The organism is Filifactor villosus, from assembly GCF_042652965.1.
Taxonomy (GTDB): domain Bacteria; phylum Bacillota; class Clostridia; order Peptostreptococcales; family Filifactoraceae; genus Filifactor; species Filifactor villosus.
Genome location: NZ_JBHSHL010000061.1, coordinates 24,339 through 37,130, shown reverse-complemented (window position 1 = coordinate 37,130; position 12,792 = coordinate 24,339). Strand labels below are relative to the sequence as shown.

General features: G+C 44.3%; 9 protein-coding genes and 1 rRNA gene. 5 read left to right on the top strand and 5 right to left on the bottom strand.

Translation table 11 applies throughout. From position 1 onward, the window contains the following. Window positions 1–349: 349 nt before the first annotated feature. From rrf to prfB, 3 genes are all read left to right on the top strand, one after another. Window positions 350–466: ribosomal RNA gene (gene rrf, locus ACFO4R_RS11855) — 5S ribosomal RNA — on the top strand. 545 nt (window positions 467–1,011) lie between these two features. After that, on the top strand, window positions 1,012–3,705 hold the full coding sequence (gene secA / locus ACFO4R_RS11850) for a preprotein translocase subunit SecA (protein ID WP_379789420.1): 2,694 nt from the start codon (window positions 1,012–1,014) through the stop codon (window positions 3,703–3,705). A gap of 2 nt (window positions 3,706–3,707) precedes the next feature. Further along, window positions 3,708–4,815 (top strand): peptide chain release factor 2 gene (gene prfB, locus ACFO4R_RS11845; protein WP_379789418.1). Its coding sequence is split into 2 segments (ribosomal slippage): window positions 3,708–3,770 and window positions 3,772–4,815, totalling 1,107 coding nucleotides; the frame shifts between segments, so codons are not numbered across the junction. A 409-nt stretch (window positions 4,816–5,224) separates the two neighbouring features. Here prfB and ACFO4R_RS11840 read toward each other — a convergent pair. Then, window positions 5,225–6,085 carry a hypothetical protein gene (locus ACFO4R_RS11840; protein WP_379789416.1) on the bottom strand — a complete coding sequence of 287 codons (861 nt, stop codon included), beginning with the start codon at window positions 6,083–6,085 and terminating at the stop codon, window positions 5,225–5,227. 364 nt (window positions 6,086–6,449) lie between these two features. Here ACFO4R_RS11840 and ACFO4R_RS11835 point away from each other — a divergent pair, with 364 nt between their 5' ends. Both ACFO4R_RS11835 and ACFO4R_RS11830 read left to right on the top strand, forming a co-directional pair. Beyond that, complete coding sequence (locus ACFO4R_RS11835) at window positions 6,450–7,142, top strand: CoA transferase subunit A (protein WP_379789414.1); 693 nt, start codon at window positions 6,450–6,452, stop codon at window positions 7,140–7,142. Between the two features lie 31 nt (window positions 7,143–7,173). Further along, a complete protein-coding gene (locus ACFO4R_RS11830; RefSeq protein ID WP_379789412.1) occupies window positions 7,174–7,824 on the top strand; it encodes a 3-oxoacid CoA-transferase subunit B in 651 nt (216 codons plus the stop codon). Between the two features lie 640 nt (window positions 7,825–8,464). Here ACFO4R_RS11830 and ACFO4R_RS11825 read toward each other — a convergent pair. From ACFO4R_RS11825 to hydG, 4 genes are all read right to left on the bottom strand, one after another. After that, complete coding sequence (locus ACFO4R_RS11825) at window positions 8,465–8,854, bottom strand: TIGR00366 family protein (protein ID WP_379789410.1); 390 nt, start codon at window positions 8,852–8,854, stop codon at window positions 8,465–8,467. Then, window positions 8,851–9,822, bottom strand: coding sequence for a short-chain fatty acid transporter (locus ACFO4R_RS11820; RefSeq protein ID WP_379789408.1), 972 nt, complete (start codon window positions 9,820–9,822; stop codon window positions 8,851–8,853). The genes ACFO4R_RS11825 and ACFO4R_RS11820 overlap by 4 nt, the downstream gene beginning before the upstream one ends. Window positions 9,823–10,094: 272 nt before the next feature. Further along, a complete protein-coding gene (gene hydF / locus ACFO4R_RS11815; protein ID WP_379789406.1) occupies window positions 10,095–11,282 on the bottom strand; it encodes a [FeFe] hydrogenase H-cluster maturation GTPase HydF in 1,188 nt (395 codons plus the stop codon). Between the two features lie 15 nt (window positions 11,283–11,297). Further along, window positions 11,298–12,722, bottom strand: a complete 1,425-nt coding sequence (hydG, locus tag ACFO4R_RS11810) for a [FeFe] hydrogenase H-cluster radical SAM maturase HydG (RefSeq protein WP_379789404.1) — start codon at window positions 12,720–12,722, stop codon at window positions 11,298–11,300. Window positions 12,723–12,792 lie beyond the last annotated feature (70 nt).

Genomic DNA, 12,792 nt, shown 5'->3' with positions numbered 1-12,792 from the left:
TGTATGGAGCTAAGGAGTACTAATCGATCGAGGACTTGATCCAAAGGAGAGAAGATGTTATGCAGTTTTGGTGGTACAATCCATCAGAGTAAGAGTTGTTGCACGTAGATTAAGATGAGTTCAAGGCGGGCGATGAGGAGCAAGTGAGCGTACTCGGATGTACGTGATCGAAGCGACGAAGAAGCCTAACGAAGAAATCACTAAAAAGTGCAAAGGAGCTTGTTGCAAGTATTTTAGAGCAGATTCGAAGTGAGCAGAGGAGAGAAGGAAGGAGCGTATATAGACATACGTGACTGACTGAACGACGATAGCGAACAAGAAGATGCCTAAAAGACGCAGTAACAAGGAATATGGTTACAATAGAGTAAGAGATACACCTGTTCCCATTCCGAACACAGAAGTTAAGCCTTACATCGCTGAGGATACTTGGAGTGCAGACTCCCGGGAAAGTAAGTCGTAGCCAATTAAAAGACATCGAGAGATCGATGTCTTTTTACATATCTACTATCTTTATCTGTAATACTATTATTCTTTTGGGTTGTGGATATAAATAATCTGTGAGCCATAGAAAATAAACCAACTTTTCGTCATTTGAAAAACAGCTATATCCATACTTCTATCGGAGAAGAGTATAAGTATCCTGGTCTTATGTCTTTCTGTAGGTGGACAAAATCAAACGATCAACCAAACATATAGAAAGCTATACTGAAAAAGCTTTAATTTGAGGGGATAAGCGGATTTAAATCGATGTCGAGGAAGAAGTATAGAGTATTCATATAAACACCTCGGTGAAGGATAAGTTGAATTTTTGTATTTGTAGAGATCGTCTTCCTCCAACGGAAGGTTCCAATTATAAAAGTTGTGTTACAATTGAAACTTTTTTTCAAAGATGATAGAAAGTTTTTGTGATTTATACTATAATAAAATAGTTATGTTGTGTTCTTTTTTAGGAATACAGACGGAAGAGAAAAGTATAAGACTTTTAAATGATATAGAAATGAGGGTTTAACAATGGGATTTTTAGATTCTTTTTTTTCGAATCGAGAGATCAAACGTTTGGAAAAGAAAGTCCAACTGGTCAACTCGTATTCGGACCGAATGAAGAAGCTATCCGACGATGAGCTCGTTGGAAAAACGGACGAATTTAAGAAAAGACTCAAGAGCGGAGAAACGGTGGATGATATTCTGCCGGAAGCGTATGCGGTTTGTAGAGAAGCTTCTGAGAGAGTTCTCGGAATGAGACATTACGATGTTCAAATTATGGGCGGGATTGTCTTGAACGAGGGGCGGATTGCAGAGATGAAGACCGGGGAAGGAAAGACACTTGTTGCGACTCTGCCTGTATATTTGAATGCTCTTACGGGAGATGGCGTTCATGTTGTCACGGTCAACGATTATCTTGCAAAACGTGATATGGAGTGGATGGGCAAGCTGTATGGGTTTTTAGGTCTGACAACGGGCGTTATTGTTCACGGTTTGGACAATGAAGAGAGAAGACAGGCTTATAATGCCGATATCACTTACGGAACCAACAACGAGTTCGGTTTTGACTATTTGAGGGATAACATGGTCATCTATAAGCATCAGATGGTTCAGAGACCTTTGAATTATGCGATCGTCGACGAGGTGGACTCCATTTTGGTCGACGAAGCAAGGACCCCGCTTATTATTTCGGGCAGGGGAGATAAGTCGACATCTCTTTACACACAGGCCGACACCTTTATCAAAACATTGAAGAACGAAGAAGATTATATTATTAACGAAAAGGAAAATGCTTCCACCCTTACAGAAGAAGGCCTGCAAAAAGCGGAGAAGTTTTTTGGAGTAGAGAGTATGACGGATATTGCCAATATGGAGATCTACCATAATATCGGTCAGGCACTTCGTGCAAATACTTTGATGAAGCTGGATGTAGACTATGTAATCAAAGACGGAGAAATCGTTATCGTCGACGAGTTCACGGGTCGTTTGATGTTCGGACGACGCTATTCTGCCGGATTGCACCAGGCGATTGAAGCGAAAGAGGGAGTTAAGATTCAAAACGAGTCCAAGACCTTGGCGACGATTACCTTCCAAAACTATTTCAGAATGTATAAGAAACTCTCGGGCATGACGGGAACCGCAAAGACCGAGGAAGAGGAGTTCAACTCCATCTACAATATGGATGTCGTTCAAATCCCTACCAACAAACCCGTTATTCGTGTTGACCAAAACGATGTTGTCTACACCAATGAAGAGGCCAAGTACAATGCAGTCGTGGAAGAAGTGATTGAAAAACACGCGACAGGACAACCCCTTCTCATCGGTACGATCTCGATTGAAACATCGGAGATGCTTTCGGACAGACTGCGTAAAAAGGGAATTCAACACCAGGTACTGAATGCAAAGAACCATGAGAAAGAGGCGGAGATTGTAGCACAGGCCGGTCGTTATAATTCTGTAACCATAGCAACAAATATGGCGGGCCGTGGAACGGACATCATCTTGGGAGGAAACCCCGATTTTATGGCCAACAAAGAGATGAGAAAACTGGGTTATACCGATGAGGTCATCGCTTTTGCCACCGGTTTTGCACCTTCTCACGATGAAGAACTGTTAGAGGCAAGATCGACCTATCAGCGTATTTTGTCTGAGAAAAAAGAAGAATTGAAGGAAGAGCAGCAGAAGGTCCGTGAAGCGGGAGGACTTGTGATCATAGGAACCGAGCGTCATGAATCCAGGCGGATTGATAACCAGCTTCGAGGTCGTTCCGGACGTCAGGGAGATCCGGGGGAAACCAGATTCTTCATCTCATTGGAAGACGAACTGATGAGACTTTTCGGAGGAGAACGATTGCAAAGTTTGGTAGAGAAGGTGGGAATGGAAGCCGATGAACCTATAGAAGCGAGGATTCTTACCAAAAATATCGAAGGTGCACAGAAGAAGGTCGAGGGAAGAAACTTCGGTATCCGTAAGAGCGTTCTTCAATATGACGATGTTATGAACACTCAAAGAGAGATCATCTATACTGAGAGAAGAAGAGTGCTGGAGGGAGAAGATATCAGCGGTCAGATCCAAAATATGATCGAGCAGACGGCAGAGGCGGTCGTAGCGGAGTATACCCATCATGAGTTTTCGGAAGAATGGGATCTAAGAGGTCTGTTTGCAAAGATAGCCATCGTATTCGGACTCCATCTTCCCGAGTTTGAAAACACTACCGACATCGATAAGAATGAGCTCATTGAACGACTCAAAGAAGAAGCACTCAAAAAATATCATGAGCAGGAAGCAAAGATTCCGTTAGAGAACTTTAGAGAGTTGGAGAGGGTTATTTTGTTGCAATCGGTAGACGGAAGATGGATGGACCATATCGATGCCATGGATCAACTCAGACAGGGAATCGGACTTCGTGCCATCGGTCAAGAAGATCCGGTGCGTGCATATCAATTGGAAGGCTTCGATATGTTCGATGCAATGAATGACCTTATTCGTGAGGATACCGTTCGTTTCGTTTTAAATGTAAATCTGGAGCCGAAGAGGGAAGAACCCGAGGTTATTGAACGTAAACAGGTAGTGAAGATGGATACGTTGACCGAAAGAGATCCGGCGACAAAACCTGAAGCTTCCAAAGAACCTGTAAAGGGGAAGACAAAGGTTGCAAGAAATGAGCCCTGCCCCTGCGGTAGCGGCAAGAAATATAAAAATTGTTGCGGAAGGAATGCATAGATATGTTGAATGAACAAATACACAGAGAGAGCCTTTCCGTTATTCAAAAATCTCTCGAAGAAATCAGGGATTCTCTTTGACATTGCTCAGTTACAGGTAGAATTTGAGCAGAACAGTCAAAAAATGGAAGAGCCGTCTTTTTGGAACGATCTTGAAAATTCTCAGAGGATTGTAAGACGGAACAAACAAATCGAACAGACCATCGACGTATATCAAAAAGCAAGGGTGAAGTATCAGGATGTAGAGGTCCTCTTTGAATTGGCACAGGAGGATCCGTCATTGGAGAAAGAGTTGGAGAAAGAGCTGGAGCTGGTAATACGTGATTTGGAGGATTTGAAGACACAGACCTTGCTTGATGGGGAGTATGATGCCAACAATGCCATCCTTTCCATCCATGCAGGTTCGGGAGGACTCGATGCTCAAGACTGGGCGGAGATGTTGCTTCGGATGTACCTTCGGTTTTGTAAAGAGATGGGTTTTCAGGTGAAGGAACTCGACTATTTGCCCGATACCGAAGCAGGGATCAAGAGTGTGACTTTGCAGATATCGGGACATAATGCGTATGGATTCCTGAAGAGTGAAAAGGGGGTTCACAGGATAGTGCGGATTTCTCCCTTTGATGCTTCGGGCAAGCGACATACCTCATTTGCTTCCATCGATGTAATCCCTGAGATTGATGACAGCGTGCAAGTCGATATTAATCCCACGGACTTGAAGATCGATACCTATCGAGCCTCGGGAGCGGGAGGTCAGCACGTCAACAAGACGGATTCGGCGGTAAGGATCACGCATTTGCCGACAGGAATTATCGTAACCTGTCAAAACCAACGTTCTCAACACTCGAATCGTGAAACGGCAATGAAGATGTTGTTTTCTAAACTAATGGATATCAAGATAAGAGAACATAAGGAGAAGATCGAGGATATTTCCGGAGAGTATTCTCAAATTGCATGGGGAAGCCAGATTCGTTCCTATGTCTTCCAGCCCTATACCTTGGTCAAAGATCATCGAACCGGAGAAGAAGTGGGTTCGGTACAATCGGTTATGGACGGAAATCTGATGGGTTTTATCAACGCTTATTTGAAACAACAGAAACTATCGTCGAACTGACAGACTATGTCAAGAAGAGTTTATAGATGTTCTTCAATGTAATACTATTATTCTTTTGTGTGGATATAAATAATTTGCGACCCATAGAAGACAAACCGACTTTTCTTGGTTTGAGAAACAGATATATCCATACTTCTATTGAAAAATAGTATAAAGGCCGTATGGGTAGTATGAATGAATAGTGTAACAACGACCGCAAACTCTATAAGGAGGAGCGGTTGTTGTTTGCAACAAAAATGCCGAACAAAAAGTTCGGCATTTTGTGATTAAAGAGATATACTATTACCGCTCTAAGTTTGCAGGCTGAGTGTTTTCAAACATAGCCTTTCTATAGGCTTCGGATAATGATACATTCTGTCTGCCCGACAATTCAAACGGAGAATAGCATAAAATTTCCTTGTTTTACAATCTAATTCGTATAACGATCTACAGAAACTCTGAATTTGTTCCCGTTTTCTTTGTAACTTGCATCCACGATGTCTTGCAGGTTGTTGTTGTTATCGTCTTTGGAAGCCTGGACGGTAATACTGATCTCATAGTTATAGTATCCCTTCAGGTAATCTTTTACAACATCCAACACTTCAGACTCGAGAGCCTCATACATATCATCTTCAAAATATGAAACCCTGCGACCCTTGACAATATCATTCCATTTTTGGACATCAAGTCTTGAGGTATCGGAGAGAGTAACTCGAACACGATCTCTATTGATGGATACATCTCCTTCATAGATGGAACGGCCGTAATCATCTGTGCTCAACTTCACCCTTTGAAGGTCACGGGCGATATCTCTCTCCAGGGTTCTTCTGTCACCGGATCCCAGATCCTTAAGGAGCTTGTCTCCCGAACTCGATGAAGAGCTTGAAGAACTAGAAGAATTTTTGTTGGACAGCTGTTGTTTTAATTTCTCATTTTCAATTCTGTATCTTTCATTTTCATTGGTCAACATCAAAATACGGTCATTCAAAGCCTGTACTTCACCGGGTTTTACGGTTTCTTTGGGATTTACCGTAACTGTCTTTGTGGCAGAGGAATAATTGATGTCGACTAAACCGAGTTCACTTAAGGAACGTACAGAGAGATAGGTATATCCGTCGTCCGTCGTAAAAGGTTTGAGAGCCTGTGTTTGGACCACATAAGGGCTTCCGTTTGCGATCAGGTTAATCGCGTAGTTTACCTTCTTGTTTTGAAACACGGTAGCACCGAATACAACGGATGTTGCACCGACTACCCCGATCAGTGCCGTAGCGATAATATGTTTAAATTTCATACAAACTACCTCCTATATCATTTTTGAAAGAAAAACCTTCTTCTTTTTTATGATACAACAAAATGAAACATAAGTGAATTACAAGAAGATTACATTTTTGTTAAGGGAGACTTCCTGACAGGAAAAGGAGACGAACTTCTCAGTTAAGACATGGCCATAATAATGAGAACACGGTTCATAAAATTGAAAAAATTAAGTAAACCCAAGGAGTGCCAAGATAGAGTCGGAAACCATCTTGTATTATTATAATTTATGTTCTATAATGAAAACATGGCAAATAAACGGCAGGGACCAGAGATGTTCATTTTTGGCAAACAGGAGGTATTTGCCGTTTAAGAAAAATAATAGTAATAGGAGAGATGAGATGAATAAGATTATCACTGTATCGGAAGCGGTAGACCAAATCAAAGACGGTATGACGATCATGGTCGGAGGATTTTTGGGCGACGGAACGCCTCACTCTTTAGTAAACGAGATTGCAAGGAGAGGTATCAAGGACATTACTTTGATTTGCAATGACACGGGATTTGTAGACTATGGAACAGGGATCTGGGTAAATAATCATCAAGTGAAGAAAACCATAGCATCTCATGTAGGAACCAATAAACAAACCGGAATTCAAATGGCGGATGGAAGTATGGTTGTGGAATTGGTACCGCAGGGAAGTTTGGCTGAAAAAATCCGTTGTGGCGGCTTCGGTTTGGGGGCGGCAATCACACCGACAGGAGTCGGAACAGCGGTTGAAGAAGGAAAGCAAAAAATTACAATCGAGGGAATCGAGTACTTAGTTGAGCCTGCTCTACGTGCGGATATCGCATTGATTTACGGTGCGATTGTCGATAAGAGAGGAAATGTTGTATATCATAAGACCGGAAGAAACTTCAACCCGTTGATGGCTATGGCGGCGGACAAGGTAATTGTGGAAGCGGGACAAATCGTGGAAGTCGGAGAGATCGATCCTAACGATGTTATGACCAGCGGAATTGTCGTAGATCATATCGTTCAGGGAGAGCCTATCAAAGAAATTTACGGAGAAGATCACTGGAGATTCCAATAAGAAAACCGAGTATTCGAAGGGAGAGAAAAAAATGGAAGCAAGAGAGAGAATTGTAAGACGTGTCGCAAACGAATTGGTAGACGGAAGTGTTGTAAACTTGGGTATCGGAATGCCGACCTTGGTGGCAAATTACGTAGATAAAAGTCTTGATATCATGTTCCAATCGGAGAACGGTTTTGTAGGTTTGGGACCTGCTCCGGAAGCAGGAAAGGGAGATCCTAACCTCACCAATGCCGGAGGACAGTATGCGAGCATCGTTCCGGGAGGAATGTTCTTTGATTCGGCAACCTCCTTCGGAATCGTTCGAGGAGGTCATGTCGATGTAACGGTACTTGGAGCACTTCAAGTAGACGAAAAAGGAAACCTTGCAAACTACATGATCCCGGGCAAGATGGTACCGGGAATGGGTGGAGCGATGGACTTGGTAGTTGGAGCGAAAAAAGTGATCATCGCAATGGAACATACCCAAAAAGGAAATCCGAAGATCTTGAAGGAGTGTACACTGCCTCTTACAGCAGCAGGTCAAGTAGATGAGATTGTTACCGAAATGGGAGTGATCGAAGTAACTCCAGAAGGATTGAAACTTGTTGAGATTGCAGAAGGTTATACTCCGGAAGATGTTCAGGCTGTAACGGAAGCTACTCTGATCATCGCGGAAGACCTTAAACCGATGAACGTATAGAAGATAGACAAAGGAACAGTTATACACACATTTGACACATACACCTGTAAGAAAGGGAGGGTTGGAAGATGACGTTCGTCATATTTTAGCCCTCCCTTCTTTTAAGTTCGTTATTCATACTTCTATCGAAAAACAGTATGATACTATTTTTCAATAGAAGTGTGGATATATCTATTTTTCGATGACGAAAAACTATGTTGTCTTCTATGGGTCACAGATTGTTTATATCCACTATTCAAAAGAATAGTGGTATGAGATCAAATCCTCTTTGTTAAGGCAGGCTTTGTTGAAGGAAGGTCGTACTACCTCTCTTGAAGGATTTTTGTTCCATATACAAAAATACCGATCTACATCGTTTGTAAATCGGTATTTCTGAATAGGCTCATATGCCGGAAGCCCTATATTCTTTTGTATGAAGATCTGATCAAACAGAGATAGCGATGTACACTATCCTCCAATAGAGCACTTGTAATATCAGCTCTACGACTATGAAAAATCGTTTCATCTCCCGGAGAGCACAAAACGTGAATATCAACTGTTTAAGTGGAGTGTACTACGATCTACCGTTTTGTTGTTTGTCAGGCAGTTACTTGCAGAACGTTTCATCTCTTTCCTCTCTTCATTAGAAAAGAATTCTTTTTTACAGCAAGAGGAAGGCAAGGGATATGATCAGACCGGAGTACAAAAGGTCGATCAGGCAATAACCCATGATATCTCTTGCACCTAATCCCGCAATTCCAAGTGCGGGCAATGCCCAGAAGGGTTGGATCATATTGGTCCATGCATCTCCCCAGGCGATGGCAAGTGCTGTTTTTGCAGCCGGAACACCCAGTTTTGCACCGGCAGGCATCATAATGGGAGCCTGAACCGTCCACTGGCCTCCGCCGGAGGGAACAAAGAAGTTGACAAGTCCTGCCGACCAGAAACTGAATAGGGGCAGGGTCTTAGCGGTGGATACACTAACAAACCACTGTGAAATCGTACCTGCAAGTGATACATCTGTGGTACCCGCTACTTTTCCGGTCATCATACCCATAATTCCCGCATAGAAGGGGAATTGAAGGATGATACCCGTCGAGCGCCCTTCACGGCTTCTGCAAAGGCGTGGAGGAATCTTCTGGGAGTTCCGTGGAACAAGATTGCAAACATCAGGAAGATAAAGTTTACGATGTTCAAGTTCAGGTCAAAGCCCTTGGTTGCAAAGTAATAGACCATATAGGCGAAGCCCATGGCAAAGAGTAAGTAAGAGACGATCTTGCTATTTTCGATTTTGTCGGCCGGAGTGGTATTGTCGCTGAAGTAAGGAAGCTCTTCCTCTTCTTTCAAAAGGTTTTTATCCACGGTAACAGTCGAAGCCGCCTCGGGGTGCATAGCCCTATTGATAAAAGGAAGGGAAAAGATGATGATTGCCGATATAATCAAGTTCAGCGGAGAAAAAATCGTCTGACCGGTTGGAATGATCTCGGTAACCGCCCCGTCTGTCATTGCAGCCAAGTCGTTGGTCGCAGTTGCCAAGGTCAAGGGGATGGAGGCGGAGATACCGCCATGCCATACCAGGAAGCCGGAATAAGCACTTGCGATCAGAAGGCGGTAGTCCACCTTATCCACGCGACGAGCAAGTTCTTTTGCAAGAAGAGCACCGATAACCAAGCCGAAGCCCCAGTTGATCCAGCAGGCGATTGCGGATACAAAGGATACCGTCAAAATTGCCTGGGTGGGGGTGTTGGCGATCGAGGCGATTTTTTTTAGGAGAACTCGAAGCGGTTTGGAGCTTGCAAGGGTGTGACCGGTAACGAGTACCAGAGCCATCTGCATCGAGAAGGCAAGCAAAGACCAAGCACCTTCTCCCCAGTGAACGACCATAGCCAGAGGGGTCTGCTTGGTCATAACGATCCCCAAAATAAAGGTGATAAAGGTCAAAAAGATTGCAAATAAGAAAGCATCGGGAAGATACTTCTGTACTAAAGCAACACAAAAGTTGGTAAACTTTTTAAACATAACATCTCCTCCTAATTCCTAAAGATTAGTATAAACAAGACCGGAAGCATCCTGTAGGCATATACGTTGATAAACAGGTATGCTTCCTACTCTTATACTAACACTATCGGAAAAGAAATGCAAATCACAAGAGGGAGAAGTTTGAGGGCAAGATTTCACAGGAGAACTACAGTGAGTTCTCCTTGAGGGAACAAAGGAAAAAACTTTGTAACAATAATCCTATCGAGACGCTTGTCATCTGCAAAAAGGTTCCTTTTCGAGAGAGTAGTCCTCTAATAGTCAATGGATCCCAGGATACCGTTTAATTTTGCAATTGCAATCCCGTAGTTTGTGATGGGGACGCCTTCTTCTTTTAATCGCTTGATTCTGGAGAGTACATGTTTTCGGTTGAACATACAGGCACCACAATGGATCACGAGATCATATCCCGATATGTCCTTTGGAAAATCATTTCCCGAACAGATGTCAATCTGAAGTTCGGGATGTACCTTGGATCGCAGAAGACGCGGGAGCTTAACACGCCCGATGTCCTCTTGAAGAGGTTTGTGCGAACAGGCTTCGGCGATCAGGATCTTGGAGTCCTTATGAAGGTTATCCAGGGCCTTTGCCCCTTCCACAAAGGTATCGATGTCGCCCTTGTAGCGTGAGAATAGGACAGAGAAGGAGGTCAGCTTTGAAGAAGAGGGCTTTTTTCCGTGTACCTGAGCAAAGAGTTGGGAGTCTGTAATAATAAGATCGGGGACCTTCTTCATATTTTCGATGGCGGGGCCGAACTCTTCCAAGGTAACGCAGGTTATGATGCAACGGTTGTCAAGCAGGTCGCGAATGGTCTGCACCTGAGGAAGGATGAGTCGTCCTTTCGGAGCCTGAATGTCCTGCGGCATAACCAGAAGCACATGGTCACGCTCCTTCACGAGATGGGCACAGATCGAAACCTCCTTCTCCAAGGTTTTGCAGGTACCTTCCAACTCCTTGTATAGCAGTTCAAGACCTGTCTTTGTGACTGTGCTGAGAGTAATCGCTTCAAGGGAAAACTCCGTTCGAATCAGATTTTTCAGTTCATTGACCGGAGTTTCCCGCAGATCCGCTTTGTTGATCGCGGCGATTACAGGGATGTTGGAACTCTTGATGTGCTCCATCCATAGCTTCTCCTGCGAAAAATCGGTGTCAACAAAGAGAAAGATAGCGATGTCCGTCTTTGAGATGACATCGAAGGTCTTCTCCATCCTCTGTTTGCCCAGGATACTCTTGTCATCAAAACCCGCGGTGTCGATCAAGGTACAGGCACCCAAGGGAGAGATCTCCACCGCCTTTTGGATCGGGTCGGTGGTAGTTCCTCGAACGGGAGAAGTGATGGACACTTCGGAGTTGGCAAGGAGGTTCATCAGGGAAGATTTGCCCGAGTTGGTTTTGCCGAAGAGGGCGATATGGATTCTATTTGCATTTGGAGTAGCTTGCATCTTATCCTCCTCCCTCTAAAAGCGAAAATCTCTGTTACCATGTTCAAGTTGGGAGATGTAGTTTTGTGCGATCTCCTTCACCTTTGCATTTCGAATTTCTTCCAGTTCCTTTTCGATCACCGCTTCTCCAAGTTTGAAGGTTCGATCCGATGCGTAGTCTAAGAGGTATTCCTTTAAGGTCATAAGTGAGTTGGGTTGACAGACGTTGCCGATCTGACCGGACTTTGCAAGCTTCATAAAGCGATCTCCCGTCCTGCCTTCCCGGTAGCAGGCGGTACAAAAACTCGGAACATAGCCAAGTTTCAAGAGCCAGTGGATGATCTCATCCAAAGTGCGCTTGTCACTGGTATCGAATTGGGCGGAGTTCTCCTCGGGAGCTTCTTTTTCTACATAGCCTCCTACACTGGTCGAAGAACCTCCGCTGATTTGCGAAACTCCTATCTTGAGAACTTCCTCCCGAGAGGCTTCGGACTCCCTTGTCGAAATGATGATACCTGCATAGGGAGCGCAGATACGGATCAAGGCGACGATTTTTTTGAAGAGGGAGTCGACGATGGCTTCGGGAAACTCGCTCAAGTCGACGTCGTCTGCGGGACGTATCCTCGGGATACTGATGGTGTGAGGACCTACCCCGAAACGTCTTTCCAAGTGTTCTGCATGCATTAAAAGTCCGATGAAGTCATAGCGGTATTGGTAGAGACCGAAGAGGACACCGATGCCCACATCGTCGATGCCTCCTTCCATCGCCCTGTCCATTGCCTCGGTATGATAGGCATAGTTGTGTTTTGGGCCTGTGGGATGAAGTTGTTCATAGGTTTCTTTGTGATAGGTCTCCTGGAAGAGGATGTAGGTACCTATGCCTGCATCATGGAGTTTTTTGTAATTTTCGACTGTTGTAGCGGCGATATTGACGTTTACACGACGGATGGCTCCGTTTTTGTGGCGGATTCGATAGATGGTCTCAATGCTCTCCAGCACATATTCGATCGGTGAGTGGACGGGATCTTCGCCGGTTTCGAGGGCGAGCCGTTTGTGCCCCATGTCCTGGAGGGCAATAACCTCACGTTCGATCTCCTCCTGAGTGAGTTTCTTGCGACGGATACCGGTGTTCTTTTTGTGGTAAGGACAGTAGGTACAACCGTTGATACAGTAGTTGGAGAGATAGAGGGGAGCAAACATCACGATGCGGTTACCGTAGATCCTCTGCTTGATTTCGTGTGCGAGACGGTAGATCTCCTCCAAAATGTCTTCATCGTTGCACTCGAGCAGGAGGGCTGCCTGACGATGGGACAGACCGTTCATCTTCCGCGCTTCGTCCAAGATCTCACGCATTAGCGAAAGGTCGTTCCTGTGTTCTTGTACATAAGCGATGGTATCGAGGATTTCCCTGTGATTTATAAATTCCTCCGCGATAGAGGAGGACGGATCGTAAGCTATCATAATAAGACTCCTTTGTGTTTAAAAATGTTCTTTATATTGAGGCGGATTCTCCCTTAGGAGAGCCTTGTGC

What these genes read in the sequence shown, in the direction of transcription:
- ACFO4R_RS11835 (WP_379789414.1), top strand. Translation starts at nt 6,450, where the DNA reads ATGAATAAGATTATCACTGTATCGGAAGCGGTAGACCAAATCAAAGAC.
- ACFO4R_RS11830 (WP_379789412.1), top strand. Translation starts at nt 7,174, where the DNA reads ATGGAAGCAAGAGAGAGAATTGTAAGACGTGTCGCAAACGAATTGGTA.
- hydF (WP_379789406.1), bottom strand. Translation starts at nt 11,282, where the DNA reads ATGCAAGCTACTCCAAATGCAAATAGAATCCATATCGCCCTCTTCGGC.
- ACFO4R_RS11840 (WP_379789416.1), bottom strand. Translation starts at nt 6,085, where the DNA reads ATGAAATTTAAACATATTATCGCTACGGCACTGATCGGGGTAGTCGGT.
- ACFO4R_RS11825 (WP_379789410.1), bottom strand. Translation starts at nt 8,854, where the DNA reads ATGATGACCGGAAAAGTAGCGGGTACCACAGATGTATCACTTGCAGGT.
- secA (WP_379789420.1), top strand. Translation starts at nt 1,012, where the DNA reads ATGGGATTTTTAGATTCTTTTTTTTCGAATCGAGAGATCAAACGTTTG.
- ACFO4R_RS11820 (WP_379789408.1), bottom strand. Translation starts at nt 9,822, where the DNA reads ATGTTTAAAAAGTTTACCAACTTTTGTGTTGCTTTAGTACAGAAGTAT.
- hydG (WP_379789404.1), bottom strand. Translation starts at nt 12,722, where the DNA reads ATGATAGCTTACGATCCGTCCTCCTCTATCGCGGAGGAATTTATAAAT.